We start from the raw sequence: 18,263 nt of genomic DNA, 5'->3' as shown, positions 1-18,263 counted from the left end.
CAAATTTAGATTAGCCATCAAGAGAATAAGAAATCAATCGCCACAAGGTTGTAGAACAAAAACACAGCCATACTGACACCAATGGTTAGCAGCACGTTGCCTGTTTTCCATATCAGCAAACCTGTCACAAGCGCCCCGATTAAATACGGGTTTTCAAAACTTGGCCAAAATGTCTGCTCTGGAGCAAACACAATCGGCCCCCAGATCGCAGTAAGCACCGCTGGACTTGAATAGCGTAATAAACGTCGCGCCGTTTGGTTGAGTCGAAGCGGAATAGCAGGTTCAAGAAACAGATACCGACTAAAGAAAACAATCGCTGTCATCAGTAATATCGTTAACCAGATCATCTCTATTTCCCTTCCATGACTGGCTTTTTGCCGTTATTACGCTCTTGAAACGACTCACTAAAAAAGCCGGCCAACATACCAGCAATTGCTGCAATCATTAGCCCACCCTCAATATTGTTAACCGACATGGCAACCGAAGTGACCAGTGAAACCACCACACACACAACAACAGGCAATGTTCGTATTAAGGGAAAAACCAACGCGATAAACGTCGCGGCTACCGCGAAATCGAGACCGATTTCATTGAGTGACGGGATTTGGCTTCCAGCGACAATGCCGACGAAACTCGCGATGTTCCAAACCAGATAAAAACCGCCGCCCACTCCCGCTGCGTACCAACGATTAAACTCTTGCTGAGACTGCCCACTACAAATCGCAAACAGCTCGTCGGTGAGCCAAAAACCAAGTAATAGACGCCAACGTGCTGGAAGGTGACTGATTTTGTCGCGCATCGACACACTGTATAAGAAGTGCCTTGAGGTGATGAACAGTGTGGTCAGCAACATGGTGCCAAGGCCAATGCCCGCTTTGAACATACCTGCGGCGACCAGTTGCGCCGAGCCAGCAAACAAAATCGCTGACATTGCTTGTGCTTGCAGTTGATTCAATCCAGCATCAATCGCGTATGAGCCGGCTAAAATTCCCCACGGTATCACGGCAATACTCAGAGGCATTCCCGCTAAAACGCCCTTCCACAACTGCGTGCGTCTATCCATCTTTTGATTATCCATATTGTTCTTTTCTCTCTTCACATTGGCTATTCAATGTAAAAACACGTGAGTGGATTCGATTGTACAAACTTGCTCGATTAAGCGAACGTATTTTTCGCCTACGCTCAAAGCATCTTAATGTATTGCCCCGGTGTGTAGCCATTGGCCTTTTTAAAGTGTCGATGAAAATGGCTTTGGTCGTGAAAACCACACTCTTGGGCAGTATCTGAAATGGTATGCCCTTGCTTCAACAGTTTGCGAGACAGCCTCAAACGAGACTGGATCTGATAAGCATGAGGAGGAAGGCCAAACTCTTTCTGAAATGATCGAACTAAATGAAATGGACTTAAGGCCGCCAATTTAGATAACTCTTCCAAAGAGACATCGGCCTGCGGAAAATCATCTAAAAACTCTTTCACCAGAACAAGTTGGCGCTGAGTTTTACTATCCAACTGAGGTTTAAGGCTCGACTTGCCATGTCGACTAATCAGCTTAACCAACATCCCGTACATCAAGGTTTCGCGGAGCAGTCGATTATCCGATTCATCAATCGCATTAAACACCAGCCTCAATTGATTGGCGAGTTCAGGGTCTTCAACGACTGCCCTAGGGAAATAAGGGGCGCCATAATTAGGAAGGTTAAGTTCTTGAGTAATTTTGGCCAGTTGCTCTGGGAGCGGATACATCGCACGATAAGCCCAACCGCCTTCCGTTGCCGAATGACCGCTATGTACCTCATCGGCATTGACTAGAATAATAGCGTCTTGGGGAGCGATATGATGACCACCTGTGCGATAGAAACGTTGAGCGCCCTGCTCTATAACCCCAAGCGTGTAACCCTCATGACTATGACGTGAGAAGTTCTGCTTTTCGTACTCAGCATTAAGGATTTCAATGCCTCCGAGCTCCTCAGCGACTTTATATTCGGCCTTTTCTTTAGAACGTTTCTTGTTCTCCATAACAATTCCCAAGCCTGTTAATTATCGAGCGACTTATCAGTCTACTCTATAGGCTCTTTTAGCTTTTGTACAAAATTGCGCTTTTGGCGGTTAATACATTTTTTGACCTAGGAATTAAACGGATCAATAACGTGCTCTAATTGCGAGCAAGATCTTGCTCTTTAAGCAGTTAGCGAAGAATTGACAAATCAACGACTTAATCATGCTCATAATCCCCGCCAATTATTAGTAACTGTTCAGAGATATGATGAAGAAAGCCTTAGCATTGATCTTTTTCTTGAGCCTTACGGGTTGCACGCATAATCAGTCCAAAGCACTAAGCATGAACTCATCGTCGGTTAATACATACCCACAATCGATGTCGAACCTACAACTGTGCGACACCTTGTATTACGGAAGGCCGAGTAATCAAACACTGGCCGCTATTGGCAGCGAATTTAACCGCAGAGGTCTATCAAAGCGTTGGTGTGATACAGAAACCAATAAGCTTTATTTAACCAAGACAATTGATTGGGTTGCTGAACAAGTAGACGACAAAGAAGATTCAGAAGAAGAAGCGTCGGCAGTGGTGTTGCCTGCGAATTAAGAGGATTAAAAATTCAACATCGTAAAATGACCAAATTATAATCAGTGAACGAAATTATATATCCAAACTTAAAATACGAAAAAATAAGCATCAACGGCATATAAAACTCATCATGGCAACTCCGTTTTTTCACCACACAGTGTACTTTTGAAATATTTGTTTTACCGTGCACAAAAAAAGATAAAACAACGTGAAATAAGCAACAACACGCTTATTTAGGCGGAATTTTTATAAAATCCTGCTATGTTCACTTAGCTGCCCACATTGTTATTTACTGATATACCAATGGTAATAAGTAACATAAATTCAATAAGATAAAGGATTTACCATGCCTCTTCATAAAAAATCGACTGTCCGTGGTTCACTCTTAGATGATGTTTATTCTTCCAAAGATCTTTCTGTTGTTATGCCCAAGTATCGAATTCCAGAGCAAGAGCATGCACCCGATCATGCTTACCAAGTCGTGCATGATGAATTAATGCTAGATGGTAATTCGCGTCAGAATCTTGCGACATTCTGTCAAACATGGGTCGAAGACGAAGTCCATAAATTAATGGATGAATGCATCGACAAAAACATGATCGATAAAGATGAATACCCACAAACGGCAGAAATCGAATCTCGATGTGTACACATGCTTGCAGATCTTTGGCATGCACCTAACGCTGAGAATCCAATGGGGTGCTCAACAACAGGCTCAAGTGAAGCAGCAATGCTTGGCGGTATGGCGCTTAAATGGGCATGGCGTGAAAAAATGAAGAAGCAAGGCAAGCCAACTGACCGCCCTAACCTTATCTGCGGCCCGGTTCAGGTTTGTTGGCATAAATTTGCCCGTTACTGGGACATTGAACTTCGCGAAATCCCAATGCAAGGCGACCGCCTGATCATGACCCCAGAGGAAGTAATCAAACGTTGTGACGAAAATACGATTGGTGTTGTCCCAACTTTAGGCGTGACCTTCACTTGCCAATATGAGCCAGTACAAGCAGTACATGAAGCGTTAGATAAACTACAAGAAGAAACCGGGCTAGATATTCCGATTCACGTTGATGGTGCGAGTGGTGCCTTTCTTGCCCCATTCTGCGATCCAGATTTAGTGTGGGATTTCCGTTTACCACGAGTAAAGTCCATCAATGCCTCTGGACATAAGTTTGGCCTTTCCCCACTTGGCGTTGGTTGGGTTGTTTGGCGAGATGCCGATGCTCTACATGAAGACTTAATCTTTAACGTCAACTACCTCGGTGGAAACATGCCCACCTTTGCACTCAATTTTTCTCGCCCTGGTGGTCAAATCGTTGCTCAATATTATAACTTCTTGCGTCTTGGTAAAGAGGGCTATCGTAAGATCCATGACGCTTGTTATGACACCGCTCGTTACCTTGCCAAAGAAGTCGAAAAAATGGGTATGTTCCACATCATCTATGATGGACATGGTGGTATCCCTGCACTGAGTTGGTCAATAAAAGATGGCGCAAAACCAGGCTTCAATCTCTACGATCTTTCTGATCGCATTCGATCTCGTGGCTGGCAAATTGCGGCTTATGCGATGCCTGCCGAACGCGAAGATCTAGTGATCATGCGTATTTTGGTTCGACATGGATTTAGCCGAGACATGGCGGATCTTTTGATTTCCGATTTACAACACTGCGTAGACTTCTTTGACAAACACCCTGTCGTCAATGGTAGCGACGCTGACGAGTCGAGTAACTTTAATCACGGTTAATCGTCCCATCTCACTGAAAGCAAGGAACCTTCATGGTTCCTTGCCCTTATATCAACAAGTTAGCAGGTGACATTATGTCCTTTCTATTTAGTTACTTGTCAGAAAATCCGTTTGTATTTCTCTTTCTATCACTCGCAATTGGTTACCCGCTTGGTCGACTCACATTCAAGGGAGTGAGCCTAGGAACAACCGCTGGTACTTTAGTTGTTGGGGTTGCTTTAGCACTGACCTCCTTTTCGGTTTATGGGCTAAAAATTGAAGAGCCGGGTCTGGTCTCAGATATCTTCTTAATGATGTTCATGTACGCGATTGGGATGAAAGTGGGGCCACAATTTTTCTCCGGTCTTGCCAGAGGAGGGATCGACTTCGTCGTCATTGGTTTAATTGTCGTGTTCAGCAATTTTGCGATTGTTGTCATCGGCGCCAAGCTAATGGGCCTTGAGCCCGGCTATGCCGCGGGCATCATTTCTGGCAGTTACACAGTGACCGCCGTAATGGGCGTAGCGCAGTCAGCAATTAGCTCAGGCGCATTTACTCCACCTGAAGGGATGAGCATTGATCATGTTAGTGCCAATATCGCAGCGGGCTACGCGATAAGCTATGTCCTGTCGACCGTCCTCATCATCTTGTTCATTAAGTACCTCCCTTCTCTCTTTGGAATTGACCCCGTCAAAGCTGGTAAAGAGGCAGAGGCGGAATTCTCAACTGGCGATGACAACGAGAAACTCCCAAGCACCTTTGGTTTTTCAGACGTGGGCGTCCTACCGATTGATGTTCGTGCCTATAAAGTCACACACCAAGAGTTAGTTGGCCGTTCAGTGCAAGAGTTGTATCAGAAATTCCCTGATGCGGCCGTGCTTAAAGTGGTTCGAGGTGAGCAAGTCATTGATGCTTCCGATAACCCAACGCTTGAGTTAAATGATGTTATTGGCATTCGCGGAGAATATCGCATCTTGATTGCGGAAGGTGAAGCTGATATCGGAAATGAAGTCGATGATCCACGAGCTAGAAATGTCGACATTGAAGTGGCTGATATTCACGTTGGTAAATCTGAGTATGCGGGGAAAACCATGGCGCAATTGCATGCGGAGATCGGCTTTGGTGTCTACTTCAAAGCAGTTTTCAGACAAGGTCACCAGCAACCTTTACTCCCACAAACTAAGGTCGAAGTGGGCGATGTTGTGCGTATTGCAGGCTCCCAATGGTGCGTAGAGCAAACCGCATCCAAACTCAATAGCGTTCCAATTGTAGAGAGTACGGTCACCGAAACCTTCTACCTCTCCCTTTCTTTGTTGATTGGTTATGTCTTTGGACATTTAAGTGTCACCGTTGCAGGTATCCCTTTTGCCCTAGGCACATCAGCTGGTTGCATGTTAACCGGGATTGTTTTCTCATTCTTACGAACTCGTAACCCGAGCTTTGGCGGCCCCATGAGTGAAGGGGCAAGAAGCTTTCTACAAGACATTGGTCTAAACCTATTTGTCGCGGTATTAGCCGCAACGGTCGGCCCCAAAATATTGGCGTCTTTCCAAGGCATCATTGTCATCAAGATAGCGTTACTGGGTGTGACTGCAGCACTCGTACCACCTCTGCTAGCTTGGTTATACGGATTGTACTTCCGCAAAATGAACCCTGCTATTTTAGCGGGAGCCTGTGCCGGAGGGAGAAACAGTACCCCAGCAATGAAAGGAGCCCAAGATGCAAGCCACAGTGATATGCCAGCTATTGGCTACCCCGTGCCATACGCATTAACTTCAGTTTTAGTCCTGATATTAGGTTACATCGCAATGGTGATCAGTTAGTTAAATTGAGTTTTGATGCATGGTCTATGATTTAAACTTAACCATGGATGTGTGACGACATTTACCTAACACAATAATGAGTAAGGAGAAGTTATGGGGTTTATATCTTGGATTATTCTTGGGTTAATTGCAGGAGCGCTAGCTAAGTGGCTAATGCCGGGCAACGATGGTGGTGGATGGATCGCCACCATGGTTCTAGGTATTGCTGGTGCCTTTGTTGGTGGTTTCTTAGGGAGCTTCATCGGCCTCGGCAGTGCTGACGGCATTAACATCGGTAGTATTATAACCGCAACGCTTGGAGCATTTGTGTTGCTATTTGTCTATAACCGTTTCCTCAAAAACTGATATTTTCGCACCTCTAGTCATAAACAAGATAAAATTAAGCTTCAGATAGCAAAAAGCCGCTCGTTAAGAGCGGCTTTTTTAAGGGGTGGGAACCCAGCCACATCCCGGCACACAAGTCACACGCTGCGGCTGCTTCCTTCCGGACCTGACCGAGTTCACGAGCTATTGTTGCGGGAGGACCAGGCCCCCATAGATTCGTTTTCTAAGAGGCTTACCTCAAAGAGTGATTGGATTATTAAGCATCCCGGCAGCCATTGCAAGCCCTTACCCTTTCTTTTTGAGCAATTGTGGTCTAAGTGCTTATCCTTTATTCAAACCACCAGTAAATCGCAGGTAAATTCACCATTTACCTGCGATTTGAAGTTCTCGTACAACATCATCTAGATTGAGCAGACACTAGATATCGATGTCTTCGTTATCTTCCGTGCGAATGATGTAGTCCGTCATCCATGCCGTTCCTAACAAGCATAGCCAAACGACAAATACAGGACTTGGTACTTCAATGCTCGGTGTAATAACCAGTGCTGCGAAGCCTGCAGTTGGTAGCGTCCAACACAATAACTTGTTCCAGCGGAAGGTTTTCAGCTTGGTCATCGCTTCCATTGACGCCATAATGCCCGTCACACACAAGGCCACAAGCGCTGCATAAGGTAAATCGGCAATCCAAAGGGGCAAGATTAACCCTAATGACCACCAGCTGTGTCGACTCGCGGGCTTAAGATGATTAGCAGCCCACCAAATAACCATAATAGACAAGGTCTGCAAGACCGTAATCCATGGCATGCCATCGAGCTTTCCTGCTGATTGCGTGACCATAATCCCGACTTGCAAAGTAGTCACGATCAAACCCGAAATAATCACTACCGACAAACTACTGCGTCTTGAGAAAACCACCATTAACAGTGGGAACAACACCCACGCGCTAACAGAGAGCGTGATTGGCTGTAGAGGAAGGGTTAAGCCATAAGTTGTCATTGCAGCAAGTAGAGCTAAACCTGCGATACCACCCTGCGGTAAGATCCATAACGCAGGAATCACCATCGCCAGTACTGGGATATCTCCCTCACTTAAACTGATTGCTCTCGCACACACAACGGCTAATAATGTTGTAATTAGAAATTGAAACGTTGAAAAGACCATAGCTCTCTCCTTCTACCGATCCGTGGTATTCATGAACTAGGAACATTTAGTATGGACCAATTTTTAGCCCAAATCTTTGCTGTGATTCACCAAATTCCATATGGAAAAGTAACAACTTATGGAGACATAGCACGTTTCTCAGGTTTTCCGGGCTATGCGCGCCATGTGGGAAAGGCATTGGGTAATCTACCTGAAGGCAGCAAACTCCCTTGGTATCGAGTGATCAACAGCAAAGGCGAAATCTCTTTGAAAGGTGATTCGTTTGATCGCCAAAAGAAGCATTTGTTGGAAGAAGGGATTGAAGTGAGTGACACAGGAAAGGTCAAACTCAGAATATACAAATGGCAGCCCTAAAGCTGCCATCATTCGCCGATTCAACTGGCTAGATTAAGCCAATCAAGATGCCTTAACAGTAGCATCCATTTCTAATTAGCGAACACCGACCAAGCGCAGGTCAGCGTACTGTGTGTTTTCTACATCTGTAATCACAGACTTGATGGTATCTGTTGTGAAACGTAGTTTGCCGTCAACATGGATAGTTGCACGCATGTTGTAACGGTGGTTAGGCTGAATCTTGTTGTCGTCGTAGCCTAATTCGAACGCAAACGGCACTTGCTTACCATCGGTTGTGAACTCTTGAGTCGCGATAACCTTTGATGGAGCATCTGCTAGTGAAATATCTTCTAGCGTTACAGTAACCAATGCATTCTCTGGTAATGCAATTCTTTCGCGGTAGCTAACTGTTCCTGAAATCACTTGAGTATTCTCTGCAACCACTTCCTGCGAAGCGTTCGTTTCTGATGTTGTTTGGCAACCCACTAGTAGGCCAAACGATACTAAAGACGTTAGAAGAATTAGAGCCTTTTTCATATTCAATTTCTCTCAACATGTTTGCCGGACTCGGCAAATCTACGGACTAATTATAAGAGAGCTTTCATATTCTGTCTTGAAACCCTATGATTTATTGACAGATATCTGACTAAGCTAAATGATTAACACCATAATCTGACACTCATTTTACGAAGAGGAATGCTGGCGATGAGTCAACCTTTAAAAGAATTACTAAGTTTACTTCAGCTAGAGAAGCTGGAAGAAGGTTTATTCCGTGGGCAAAGTGAAAACCTCGGCCTTCCACAAGTTTATGGCGGTCAGGTCTTAGGGCAAGCGCTTTCAGCTGCTCGTTATACCGTTGAAGAGGACCGTAGTGTTCACTCGTTCCACAGTTATTTTCTATTCCCCGGTGATCCTGAAAAGCCGATTATTTACGATGTGGAAAATCTCAGAGATGGACGCAGCTTTAGTACCCGCCGTGTGAAAGCGATTCAAAATGGCCGCCCTATTTTCTACCTGACGGCTTCTTACCACGGTGACGCACCGGGCTTTGAACACCAAAATCCGATGCCGGAGATTCCAGGCCCGGAAAACTTTGCCTCTGAAACGGAGCTTGCGAGCCATATTGCGGAGTTCCTCCCAGAAAAGCTGCGCAAAACCTTCTGTGGAGAAAAACCCATTGAGATGCGCCCCGTAACGGTGGTTAACCCACTAAACCCAAAGAAGACGGAAGCGAAACAGTACCTTTGGGTAAGAGCAAATGGCGCGATGCCAGACAACCACTTAATTCACCAATACCTGCTTGCTTACGCATCAGATTGGGGGTTCTTAGTCACGGCACTTCATCCTCATGAAGTTTCTATCATGACGCCAAACTTCCAAGTGGCGACGATTGACCACTCGATCTGGTTCCACCGCCCATTCAAAATGGATGAATGGTTACTTTACGCGATTGAAAGCCCAACGGCGGCGAACACTCGCGGCCTAGTGCGCGGTGAGATTTATAACCAGAAAGGTGACCTAGTCGCGACAGCAGTTCAAGAAGGTGTGATGCGCTTTACTAAGTAGCGAAGAATTATTTCTAAGTTGCGTAAACAAGCTAGATCCAAACAAAAAGAGGCTAGTGTCATACTTAGCCTCTTCTCTTTCTCATCACCATATCAACTCAGTAACCAAAGGAACTAAACGCTAGTTTCCCTGCTCTACTGGCTCAAACTCACCTTGTACTCGTGTTTTAATGCCGTCTCCCGCATCTCTCAGCAGATTAAATGGCGATAACACCACTCCTTTTACTGCACCTTCAGCTGCGCCCTGAGCCAACTCCTTACTCTTATCGGCTAAAAAATTAGCCTGCGCTAAAATGCCAGGAACTTCAGCTCTGAGCATTTCAGATTCGGCAATCACCACAGGTATCGTTTGTTCGCGGTAAGACTTACTTTCAGCCAGCATTGGTGGCATCACATCAACACGGTAGCGCTTGAGTTCGGTCAGCGTTGGCGGAATCACATCGGTTCTCACCTGCTCGACTTCAACGCGAACATTTTTCACTTCGTCTAATATAGCTGGAATTTTACTGTCGACTGATGCGACCGTTTTGTTCACCTTCTCTACCGTCTTTCTTACATCTTCAACGGTATTTAGCATCTGTGGCGCCAACTCGTCGACGTGCTCCGCCAGTATCAGAAACTCTTCGACTTTTAGCTCTTTAGTGAGCACAGAAAGGTCCTCAATAACCTGAGGATAGGTATCGACGATCTCACCGACTTTATTGGTAAAGGAATAGATGGTGTAGCCAAGGTAAAAAATGGCGATAGCTAACACGAGCTGAATAGCAGTAGAAACTTTTGCAAGCATGAATAATCCTTTTCTTCATCGCAGAGGCGATATCTAAACTCGAAACACAATTTTTAACAAGGTTATAGCGGTAGCGCGGTGGTGTACTTTAATGGTTCCATCGCAAACGTAGAAGTAACGTTTGATATACCATCGACACTGTTAACCAAGCGCTTATAGAACTCATCAAAGCACTTCATGTCTTTAACCTGCACCTTCATCATATAATCGTACTCGCCAGCCATACGATAAAATTCCATGACTTCTGGGAATTCCGACACAGTATTCACAAAACGACCATACCACTCATGAGAGTGATCGCTGGTCTTCACCAATACGAATGCGGTAAAAGAAAGATCTAACTTTTCTGGGTTCAGCAGCGCCACTCTTTTTTCAATGATGCCATTCTCTTCCAGACGCTTTAAGCGTTTCCAGCAAGGCGTTGTGGTGAGGTTGACGGCTTCAGAAATATCGTTCAATGACAGGGTGCTGTCTTCTTGTAATAACGCTAATATTTTTTTATCTACGGCATCTATCACACTTTCACCAAATCGCTTTTAAATAGAATAATTTTCTACATTTTAGTCAAAATAAAGCAAATATGGCAAAGTTTTTCTCTCCAGATCTAGCTAAATTAAAACCATACCAATTACAAAAAATTCCTACACTCGATCAGGAGAACGCTTATGTGCACTGACCATCAATGGATTAACAACGCGATTCGTAAAATTGAAGCGGACTACCAACGCTCTGCGGATACGCACCTTATCAAACTAGACCTTCCAAGCATTGAAGGCATTGATATCTACCTTAAAGATGAAAGTACACACCCAACAGGCTCTTTGAAGCACCGTTTGGCGCGTTCTCTGTTCTTATACGCTATCTGTAACGGTTGGGTTGGCCCAGAAACCACGATCATTGAATCGTCGTCTGGCAGCACGGCAGTATCTGAAGCTTACTTCGCTCGCCTACTTGGTCTTCCGTTTATCGCGGTAATGCCAAAATGCACGGCGAAGAAAAAGATCGAACAGATTGAATTCTACGGCGGCCAAGCACACCTAGTTGACCGCTCTGACCAAATCTATGATGAGTCTCGTCGTTTAGCAGCGGAACTCAATGGCCATTACATGGACCAATTTACTTACGCTGAGCGCGCAACCGACTGGCGTGGTAACAACAACATCGCAAACTCGATTTTCAATCAAATGCAGATGGAAGATCATCCGGTTCCAACTTGGGTTGTAATGAGCCCTGGTACTGGTGGTACTTCAGCAACGATTGGCCGTTTCATTCGTTACCAACAGCATGAAACTAAGCTTTGTGTCGTTGACCCTGAAAACTCAGTTTTCCACGAGTATTACAAGACAGGCAATACAGAAGTAAAAGGCAGCACATTCAGCAAAATTGAAGGTATTGGTCGCCCTCGTGCAGAACCAAGCTTCATTCCAGGTGTGGTTGACGAAATGCGTAAGATCCCAGACGCAGCAAGCATCGCAACGACACACTGGTTGTCTGACATTCTAGGCCGTAAGGTTGGCGCATCTACGGGTACCAACATGTACGGTGTGCTTCAACTGGCAAGCGAGATGAAAGCGCGTGGAGAGAAAGGCTCTATCGTTACTCTACTTTGTGATAGCGGCGAGCGTTACCTAGACACTTACTTCAATGACGAGTGGGTAAACAACAACATTGGTGACCTTCAGCCTTACGCTGCAAAATTAGAAGCTTTCTCTCAAACGGGTGAATTAGCTTAAGCACCAAGCAAAACACAAGAGTCCAAAATAAAAAGAGCCCTTGATGGGCTCTTTTTATATGTCTTTGGTTAACGACAAACTAAGACTATTCTGGCTTCTGCTTCGCTTCAAAAGCAGCCAGTTGCTCTGGTGTTGCTTTTGGTTGGTGGTTTTGTTTCCACTCATCGTAAGTCATGCCATAAACACGCTCACGAGCATCATCAATATCAAGGTCTAAACCTTGTTGTTCAGCTTCGGCTTTGTACCACTTACTGAAGCAGTTACGACAGAAGCCAGCCAAGATCATCAGATCAATATTCTGAACATCTTTGTTGTTGTCTAAGTGTGCTAATAGGCGACGAAAGGTTGCTGCATCCAGCTTGTCTTGTTCTTCTTGAGAAAGATCTTTGTATTTAAATTCAGCCACTTTAGTGTCCCTTAATAATTTTCATTTTTTAATGTATTGAGCAGATATTGTTATACAAAAAAAGCCCGCACTGCGCTAGGAGCAAACGCAGGCTTTTCAAAACATTCATAGATAAACCGGAATTCCCATGAAACGATTACAAAACGTATTTATCCTTTTAGTTTCTCTTATTATAAGCGCTACAGCTTTTGCATCTCCATCAGAGGGAAAACAATACACGCTTTTGGAAAAGCCTTATTCAACCGAGTATCAAGTAGACAAATTCTTTTCATTGACCTGCATGCCTTGTTGGCAGATGACAGAGTTACTCAAAGGTAAAGAAGGCTCTGACGAACTGAAAATGCATCGTACTCACGTGATTTTTAACGACTCGACCTTACAAGCTGCAGGTATTTACTACACCGTGTTGGCTCAAAAGCCTGATCTGTCTCATGAACTTTTGAGTGAGTTATTCTCGCTGGTTCAAACTAAAAACCCGCTGCAAGAAACGGATATCGATGCCTTTTTCAAAGAACACAACCTTTTGAAGCAAAAAGACATGACTCAAGATCAACAACAGCAATGGGCTAAGTTCATGGAAAATGCTGTTACTAAGACCGAGCAAGCATCGATTAGCAGCATTCCGAGCTTTATTATTAATGGGCGCTATATGGTGAAACTAAGAGGCCACCGCTCTATGGAAGAACTGCTGGAAACCATTCAATCCCTGAGCGAGCAATAGAGTCTCACTCTTTTCTGGCACCATTCGGAAAACCAAATAAAAAAGCCCGACAACAAGTAAGTTATCGGGCTTTCATCAATTACTTATCTATACCACTAAATTAACCGTGGCTAGTTCTACCTATGTTGTCATGGCTTAGCTCTTTGTTGAGCACCGCTTCGACGTGACCCGGAGAGCGTGTTGAGCCAGAAATCAGTCGGTACATCGCAGGGATTACGAACAGAGTTACCAGAGTCGCAAAGCCCATACCGAAGAAGATAACCGTACCCACTGCCACACGGCTTTCGTAACCCGCACCTGTTGAGGTAATCAATGGGATAGCACCTGCTAGCGTGGTAAATGCCGTCATCATGATTGGACGTAAACGTCGAGCTGAAGCATCAATGATCGCCTTTTCAAACTCAATACCGCGGTCACGCAGTTGGTTAGCAAACTCAACGATCAAGATACCGTTTTTGGTTACCATACCGATCAACATGATCATACCAATCTGGCTGTACACGTTGAGCCCTTGACTCATCAGCACTAAGCCCAAGAAGCCACCAAAGATACCCATAGGTACAGTGAACATTACCACTAGCGGGTTAATGAAGCTCTCGAACTGCGCCGCCAGTACCAAGTACGCCACCAACATCGCTAATGCAAACACCACTAAGATGCTCGATTGGTTCTCTTTGAAGTCTTTAGACTCACCAGAGTAGCTCACTGAGATATCACCCGGTAATTGTTCAATCGCTTGCTGATCAAGGAAATCTAACGCATCACCCAGTGTGTAACCTTCCATAAGGTTGGCTTTAATCGTTACCGATTTCTGCTTGTTGTAGTGTGATAAACGGATCGACGATGCAACTTCTTCAATATGCGTTAGCGTATCTAATGTCACCAACTCACCAGATTGAGTTCGCATGTAGATTTGGCTTAGGTCGTTCGCGTTGTTAAAGCTGTTTTCGTCACCACGAAGGTAAACGTCGTACTCCTGACCGCGCTCAACGAAGGTCGTTTCACTGCGACCGCCCAGCATGATTTCCAAGGTATCTGAGATATCAGAAACACTCACACCTAGCTCTGCAGCACGCTGCTTGTCTACAGTAACCAATAGCTCTGGCGTTTTCTCAGAGTAATCGATATCCGCACCTTCCATCATTGGTGAGTCTTCAGCCGCTTGCTTAAGAATTTCACCCCACTTCTGCAGTTCTGAGTAATCCGAACCACCTAGAACGAATTGTACAGGCTCGCTCGATCCGCCTTTAAAGCCAGGCATAAACGGGAATACACGAACATCGGGAATACCATTCAAAGATTTACGAACTTCGTTCAACGCCTCTTGTGCTGTAACGTCACGTTCATTCCAATCTTCTAGGATCATGATGACGAAACCTGTTTGGTCGCCGGCATTACCGCCGAATGCTGGTGATTGAATACTGAATGACTTCAAGAAGCCTTGACCAAGCAATGGCATTAGACGTTCTTCAACAATGTCCATGTTGGCAGACATGCGGTTGTAACTGGTTGCATCAGCGCCACGAACAAACGCAAAGATAACACCACGGTCTTCTTGCGGAGTAAGCTGCGCTGGCACTTGTTGCATCAAACCATAGCTACCACCCAAACATGCGATAATGATGATTGGAGCAGCCCAACGCCAATTTAACGCGCGGCGTAATACCGAGCGGTATCCAGACTCTAATTTACCAAATACACGTTCAACAAACAGATTAAAGCGGTTTGGTTTCACGTTCGCTTTTAGGATCTTACTGCCTAGCACTGGCGTTAGCGTCAATGCAACTAGCGACGAGAAGATCACCGACATAGCAAGCAATACCGAGAACTCGGTAAACAGCAGACCAACCATGCCGTCCATGAACGAGATTGGTAGGAATACCATAACCAATACAAGCGTTGTTGCGATTACCGCAAATCCTACTTCACGCGTACCTTTATAGGCTGCAAGCAGTGGTGACTCACCACGTTCAATGTGGTGGAAAATGTTCTCAACCACCACAATCGCATCATCTACCACCAAACCAATCGACAGGATAAGTGCCATCAAGGTAATCAGGTTAATAGAGAAGCCAAAGTAGTACGCCGCAATAAACGACGAGATCAGAGATACAGGTACAGTTACCGCTGGAATAAGTGTTGCACGTGCTTGACCAATAAAGATGTAAAGCACAAGGATAACCAAGCCACCCGTAATAAAGAGTGTGCTGTAAACTTCTGAGATTGAACGGTCGATGAACACGGTCGAGTCATAGTCGACAGCCAAGCGAGTACCATCTGGCAAGAACTTTTGAATTGCTTCGACTTCTTTATGGACTAAGTCAGCCACCTCAAGTGGGTTCGCATCTGACTGAGGCACAATCCCCATACTGACGTTAACAACGCCGTCACTCTTAAAGGTCGAGTTCTCGTTTTCTGCGCCAATGTAAACATCCGCTACGTCTTTCAAGTAGATAGGTGTGTTATCAGAAGCACGTTTAACGACTAGGTATTCGAAGTCTTTCGCTTCAGTGTAAGAACGAGCGGTACGAACCGACATAACAATCGCATCGTTACGCACTTCACCACCCGGGCTTTCAATGTTCTCATTGTTCAACGCAGAAGTGATGTCCGAGGTAGTAACACCGCGACCCGCCATCTGAGCTGGTTTCAGCTTGACGTACATTACTTTGTACAAGCCACCGGAGATATCCACCGAGCTCACACCAGAAATCAAACTAAAGCGGTCGATCAACACACGTTCTGTGTAGTCGGTTAACTGCGTTCGGTCCATCTCAGTCGAGCTTAAGTTGATGTAGACCGAGGCTTCACCACTACCGTTGTTCTTATAAACAATCGGGTCGTCGGCTTCATCGGGCAATGAACGCTGCGCACGAGCTACAGCATCACGAACGTCACTAACGCCGGTATTAAGGTCGTAACCAAGCTCAAAAGTAATCGTGATACGCGACATACCGTTACGTGTTGTGGATTCGATCTCATCGATACCACTGATGCCGGATAACTGGTCTTCAAGATTGGAGGTTATTTGGCTTTCAATAATGGTGGCGGACGCACCTTCATAGCGAGTACTGATCGATACCACCGGGCTTTCAATGTCTGGCATCTCACGAACCGCGAGCTTATTGAAAGAGACAATACCAAACACAACCAATAGTAGGCTCAATACGACAGCCGCTACTGGTCTCTTTACAGAAACATCAGATAACAACATTAGTTAGCGCCTTCTTGTGCTTTGTTATCGCTCAATGCATCAGCTGGATGATTAACAGCGAGCTCTTGAACCAACACGCCATCACGCATATTTACGATCCCTTGCACTACGATCTTCTGACCAATCTCGATACCTTTGTCGATCACGACTTCGTTATCAATACGTGCCCCAAGGAAGACTTCTGTACGAGTTGCTTTATTATCTTCATCGATAACATAAACGAAACGCTTCGTACCTGAGTACTCAAGCGCTTGAACTGGAATAATAGGAGCTTCTACTGGCGGGAAGTCCATATCAGCGGCCACTAACATGCCCGGCTTTAGATAATCATTATTGTTGTCGAAGTGAATTCGAACTCGAAGGTTCAAAGTTTCAGCGTTAATACGAGAATCAATACCGACGACTGTGCCAGTAAACTGAGTATCACCCCATGCGCTGGTGCGAGCTGTTACTTTCATACCTTTAGATAGTTTAGAAAGGTATCGCTCCGGGATCTGAAGGTCTAACTGCATTACTGACAGGTCATCAAGGGTTACCAGTTCAGTACCTGCAGTTACCATTTTGCCACGGCTAAAGTCGATAAAACCAACAGTACCCGAGAATGGCGCGCTGATGTGCAGATCTTTCAGGTTAGCATTTGCAGCGGCTAAACGAGCATTAGCGATCTCTACATTGGTTTTCTGAGCATCAATTTCAGTTTGCGTAATCGCGTTACGTTTCACTAGGCGTTGAAATTCCGCTAGCTTACGTTGCTCATCTTTTAGGTACGCCTGCGCTTCTGCTACTGCAGCTTTTGCTTTGTCGTCATCTAATTGAATCAACATCTGCCCTTTAGTGACATCTTGATTAGCTTTGATGTTGATAGAGTCCACTCTGCCAGCCACTTCAGAGGTGATCATTACAGATTGCTCGGCTTCTAACTTACCGACCAACGAAAGAGATTGGCTAACTTGGTGAATATCGACCTGCTCAGTAACAACAGTGACAGTGCTAGGGCCCATGCGCTTTGCAAGTACGGCTGGAGACGCCATAAGAATAGACAAGCTAAGCAGGGTTAAAACAGATTTATGCTTCATAATAATGGTCTGCAAGTAAGTTTGTACCAATCACAATAAGTAAACGGTCAGAAATAGCGCAGGAAAAAGGCTTGAGAACAAGGAAGAGTTTTCGATAAGTAGTTATTCTACAATCAAAAATTCTAACGCCGTTATCGAGCTTTTTAACAAGCTAGGATGACATGTTATTTACTACGATTGGTATTATTATCTATAAATGAAATTAACCGTATTCTATCAACTGATGAATGCTGTAACGTCAAGAAGTGTAAATCTAGGTTAAATTCCATTTACGTTTCTTAGCGAATTACACAAATCAAACACCGTACAGAAAGCCAGTTACCTCAAGGTGTTACCTATTAATACGTAAACCTTAGTACAGATGTTCACTTCCCGAGCAATATGCGTACTTTTCGCCATCTTTGCCCAAAAAGGCAGCATTCAACACAAAACCATAAGAAAAACTCTTTACAGGTTTAACGTGTTTGCTATGATGCGCTCCGCACTTGAGAGATGCGTTGGGAAAAACATCTCTTTAGCCTATCCATTATGAGTTAGGAAAAACACCCTGGAGGGGTTCCCGAGTGGCCAAAGGGAGCAGACTGTAAATCTGCCGGCACTGCCTTCGATGGTTCGAATCCGTCTCCCTCCACCATATTTCTTCTTATCTCCTTTAAGAGTTAAGAGAACAACCTGATTGATGGGCTTATGGGAAAACATCAATTTAGGCTTACTTTGTGAAAAGTAAGACACACCCTGGAGGGGTTCCCGAGTGGCCAAAGGGAGCAGACTGTAAATCTGCCGGCACTGCCTTCGATGGTTCGAATCCGTCTCCCT

General features: G+C 45.0%; 18 protein-coding genes, 1 tRNA gene and 1 other RNA gene. 9 read left to right on the top strand and 11 right to left on the bottom strand.

Going from position 1 to position 18,263, the window contains the following annotated elements:
• Positions 1 to 17: 17 nt before the first annotated feature.
• From F0228_RS18640 to F0228_RS18630, 3 genes are all read right to left on the bottom strand, one after another.
• Positions 18 to 347, bottom strand: a complete 330-nt coding sequence (locus tag F0228_RS18640; RefSeq protein ID WP_171368837.1) for an AzlD domain-containing protein — start codon at positions 345 to 347, stop codon at positions 18 to 20.
• Between the two features lie 2 nt (positions 348 to 349).
• Positions 350 to 1,078: an AzlC family ABC transporter permease gene (locus F0228_RS18635; protein ID WP_171762626.1), complete on the bottom strand. Its 729-nt coding sequence runs from the start codon at positions 1,076 to 1,078 to the stop codon at positions 350 to 352.
• A 104-nt stretch (positions 1,079 to 1,182) separates the two neighbouring features.
• Positions 1,183 to 2,016, bottom strand: a complete 834-nt coding sequence (locus F0228_RS18630; protein ID WP_004739967.1) for an AraC family transcriptional regulator — start codon at positions 2,014 to 2,016, stop codon at positions 1,183 to 1,185.
• A gap of 247 nt (positions 2,017 to 2,263) precedes the next feature.
• On the opposite strand from F0228_RS18630, the gene F0228_RS18625 reads away from it, so the two are divergent.
• The 4 genes from F0228_RS18625 to F0228_RS18610 all read left to right on the top strand — a co-directional run bounded on the left by F0228_RS18625 (position 2,264) and on the right by F0228_RS18610 (position 6,472).
• Positions 2,264 to 2,602, top strand: a complete 339-nt coding sequence (locus tag F0228_RS18625; RefSeq protein ID WP_017065233.1) for a hypothetical protein — start codon at positions 2,264 to 2,266, stop codon at positions 2,600 to 2,602.
• A 328-nt stretch (positions 2,603 to 2,930) separates the two neighbouring features.
• Positions 2,931 to 4,325 (top strand): glutamate decarboxylase, encoded by a 1,395-nt coding sequence (locus F0228_RS18620; RefSeq protein ID WP_061031879.1) that lies wholly within the window; start codon positions 2,931 to 2,933, stop codon positions 4,323 to 4,325.
• Between the two features lie 74 nt (positions 4,326 to 4,399).
• Complete coding sequence (locus tag F0228_RS18615) at positions 4,400 to 6,127, top strand: transporter (RefSeq protein WP_061031917.1); 1,728 nt, start codon at positions 4,400 to 4,402, stop codon at positions 6,125 to 6,127.
• A gap of 93 nt (positions 6,128 to 6,220) precedes the next feature.
• Complete coding sequence (locus tag F0228_RS18610) at positions 6,221 to 6,472, top strand: GlsB/YeaQ/YmgE family stress response membrane protein (RefSeq protein WP_017105442.1); 252 nt, start codon at positions 6,221 to 6,223, stop codon at positions 6,470 to 6,472.
• Positions 6,473 to 6,560: 88 nt separating this feature from the next.
• On the opposite strand, the gene ffs is transcribed toward F0228_RS18610, so the two are convergent.
• Together ffs and F0228_RS18600 are read right to left on the bottom strand one after the other, a co-directional pair.
• Positions 6,561 to 6,657, bottom strand: an RNA gene (gene ffs / locus F0228_RS18605) — signal recognition particle sRNA small type.
• A gap of 211 nt (positions 6,658 to 6,868) precedes the next feature.
• On the bottom strand, positions 6,869 to 7,612 hold the full coding sequence (locus tag F0228_RS18600) for a hypothetical protein (RefSeq protein ID WP_105059196.1): 744 nt from the start codon (positions 7,610 to 7,612) through the stop codon (positions 6,869 to 6,871).
• A gap of 51 nt (positions 7,613 to 7,663) precedes the next feature.
• Here F0228_RS18600 and F0228_RS18595 point away from each other — a divergent pair, with 51 nt between their 5' ends.
• Positions 7,664 to 7,966 carry an MGMT family protein gene (locus F0228_RS18595; protein ID WP_061031881.1) on the top strand — a complete coding sequence of 101 codons (303 nt, stop codon included), beginning with the start codon at positions 7,664 to 7,666 and terminating at the stop codon, positions 7,964 to 7,966.
• Positions 7,967 to 8,041: 75 nt separating this feature from the next.
• Here the strand turns inward: F0228_RS18595 and F0228_RS18590 are convergent, their stop codons facing one another.
• On the bottom strand, positions 8,042 to 8,482 hold the full coding sequence (locus F0228_RS18590; RefSeq protein ID WP_171762625.1) for a YbaY family lipoprotein: 441 nt from the start codon (positions 8,480 to 8,482) through the stop codon (positions 8,042 to 8,044).
• 168 nt (positions 8,483 to 8,650) lie between these two features.
• Between F0228_RS18590 and tesB the strand changes: the two genes are divergently transcribed.
• Positions 8,651 to 9,511 carry an acyl-CoA thioesterase II gene (tesB, locus tag F0228_RS18585; protein ID WP_171762624.1) on the top strand — a complete coding sequence of 287 codons (861 nt, stop codon included), beginning with the start codon at positions 8,651 to 8,653 and terminating at the stop codon, positions 9,509 to 9,511.
• Between the two features lie 120 nt (positions 9,512 to 9,631).
• On the opposite strand, the gene F0228_RS18580 is transcribed toward tesB, so the two are convergent.
• Both F0228_RS18580 and F0228_RS18575 read right to left on the bottom strand, forming a co-directional pair.
• A complete protein-coding gene (locus F0228_RS18580) occupies positions 9,632 to 10,297 on the bottom strand; it encodes a hypothetical protein (protein ID WP_171762623.1) in 666 nt (221 codons plus the stop codon).
• A gap of 62 nt (positions 10,298 to 10,359) precedes the next feature.
• Positions 10,360 to 10,815: an Lrp/AsnC family transcriptional regulator gene (locus F0228_RS18575; RefSeq protein ID WP_004739953.1), complete on the bottom strand. Its 456-nt coding sequence runs from the start codon at positions 10,813 to 10,815 to the stop codon at positions 10,360 to 10,362.
• A gap of 147 nt (positions 10,816 to 10,962) precedes the next feature.
• On the opposite strand from F0228_RS18575, the gene F0228_RS18570 reads away from it, so the two are divergent.
• Positions 10,963 to 12,030 carry a PLP-dependent cysteine synthase family protein gene (locus tag F0228_RS18570; protein ID WP_061031884.1) on the top strand — a complete coding sequence of 356 codons (1,068 nt, stop codon included), beginning with the start codon at positions 10,963 to 10,965 and terminating at the stop codon, positions 12,028 to 12,030.
• An 85-nt stretch (positions 12,031 to 12,115) separates the two neighbouring features.
• Here the strand turns inward: F0228_RS18570 and F0228_RS18565 are convergent, their stop codons facing one another.
• Positions 12,116 to 12,436, bottom strand: coding sequence for a DUF1244 domain-containing protein (locus F0228_RS18565; RefSeq protein ID WP_004736423.1), 321 nt, complete (start codon positions 12,434 to 12,436; stop codon positions 12,116 to 12,118).
• Positions 12,437 to 12,563: 127 nt separating this feature from the next.
• Between F0228_RS18565 and F0228_RS18560 the strand changes: the two genes are divergently transcribed.
• Positions 12,564 to 13,157 (top strand): thioredoxin domain-containing protein, encoded by a 594-nt coding sequence (locus F0228_RS18560; protein ID WP_171762622.1) that lies wholly within the window; start codon positions 12,564 to 12,566, stop codon positions 13,155 to 13,157.
• Positions 13,158 to 13,257: 100 nt separating this feature from the next.
• Here the strand turns inward: F0228_RS18560 and vexH are convergent, their stop codons facing one another.
• Together vexH and F0228_RS18550 are read right to left on the bottom strand one after the other, a co-directional pair.
• Positions 13,258 to 16,371 carry a vibriobactin export RND transporter permease subunit VexH gene (gene vexH, locus F0228_RS18555; protein ID WP_171762621.1) on the bottom strand — a complete coding sequence of 1,038 codons (3,114 nt, stop codon included), beginning with the start codon at positions 16,369 to 16,371 and terminating at the stop codon, positions 13,258 to 13,260.
• Positions 16,371 to 17,447: an efflux RND transporter periplasmic adaptor subunit gene (locus tag F0228_RS18550; protein ID WP_171762620.1), complete on the bottom strand. Its 1,077-nt coding sequence runs from the start codon at positions 17,445 to 17,447 to the stop codon at positions 16,371 to 16,373. Before F0228_RS18550 ends, vexH begins: the two co-directional genes overlap by 1 nt.
• A 549-nt stretch (positions 17,448 to 17,996) precedes the next feature.
• Between F0228_RS18550 and F0228_RS18545 the strand changes: the two genes are divergently transcribed.
• Positions 17,997 to 18,081 (top strand) — tRNA-Tyr (locus F0228_RS18545).
• The last annotated feature ends 182 nt before the right edge of the window (positions 18,082 to 18,263 follow it).

Source organism: Vibrio sp. 99K-1 (genome assembly GCF_013114585.1).
GTDB classification, from domain to species: Bacteria; Pseudomonadota; Gammaproteobacteria; order Enterobacterales; family Vibrionaceae; genus Vibrio; species Vibrio chagasii_B.
The sequence above is the reverse complement of the archived record's forward strand: the minus strand, read 5'-3'. Positions and strand labels throughout refer to the sequence as shown.

Excerpts from the sequence above, each read along its gene's own strand:
- F0228_RS18640 (WP_171368837.1), bottom strand. The coding sequence starts at position 347 with ATGATCTGGTTAACGATATTACTGATGACAGCGATTGTTTTCTTTAGT.
- F0228_RS18635 (WP_171762626.1), bottom strand. The coding sequence starts at position 1,078 with ATGGATAATCAAAAGATGGATAGACGCACGCAGTTGTGGAAGGGCGTT.
- F0228_RS18630 (WP_004739967.1), bottom strand. The coding sequence starts at position 2,016 with ATGGAGAACAAGAAACGTTCTAAAGAAAAGGCCGAATATAAAGTCGCT.
- F0228_RS18625 (WP_017065233.1), top strand. The coding sequence starts at position 2,264 with ATGAAGAAAGCCTTAGCATTGATCTTTTTCTTGAGCCTTACGGGTTGC.
- F0228_RS18620 (WP_061031879.1), top strand. The coding sequence starts at position 2,931 with ATGCCTCTTCATAAAAAATCGACTGTCCGTGGTTCACTCTTAGATGAT.
- F0228_RS18615 (WP_061031917.1), top strand. The coding sequence starts at position 4,400 with ATGTCCTTTCTATTTAGTTACTTGTCAGAAAATCCGTTTGTATTTCTC.
- F0228_RS18610 (WP_017105442.1), top strand. The coding sequence starts at position 6,221 with ATGGGGTTTATATCTTGGATTATTCTTGGGTTAATTGCAGGAGCGCTA.
- F0228_RS18600 (WP_105059196.1), bottom strand. The coding sequence starts at position 7,612 with ATGGTCTTTTCAACGTTTCAATTTCTAATTACAACATTATTAGCCGTT.
- F0228_RS18595 (WP_061031881.1), top strand. The coding sequence starts at position 7,664 with ATGGACCAATTTTTAGCCCAAATCTTTGCTGTGATTCACCAAATTCCA.
- F0228_RS18590 (WP_171762625.1), bottom strand. The coding sequence starts at position 8,482 with ATGAAAAAGGCTCTAATTCTTCTAACGTCTTTAGTATCGTTTGGCCTA.
- tesB (WP_171762624.1), top strand. The coding sequence starts at position 8,651 with ATGAGTCAACCTTTAAAAGAATTACTAAGTTTACTTCAGCTAGAGAAG.
- F0228_RS18580 (WP_171762623.1), bottom strand. The coding sequence starts at position 10,297 with ATGCTTGCAAAAGTTTCTACTGCTATTCAGCTCGTGTTAGCTATCGCC.
- F0228_RS18570 (WP_061031884.1), top strand. The coding sequence starts at position 10,963 with ATGTGCACTGACCATCAATGGATTAACAACGCGATTCGTAAAATTGAA.
- F0228_RS18560 (WP_171762622.1), top strand. The coding sequence starts at position 12,564 with ATGAAACGATTACAAAACGTATTTATCCTTTTAGTTTCTCTTATTATA.
- vexH (WP_171762621.1), bottom strand. The coding sequence starts at position 16,371 with ATGTTGTTATCTGATGTTTCTGTAAAGAGACCAGTAGCGGCTGTCGTA.
- F0228_RS18550 (WP_171762620.1), bottom strand. The coding sequence starts at position 17,447 with ATGAAGCATAAATCTGTTTTAACCCTGCTTAGCTTGTCTATTCTTATG.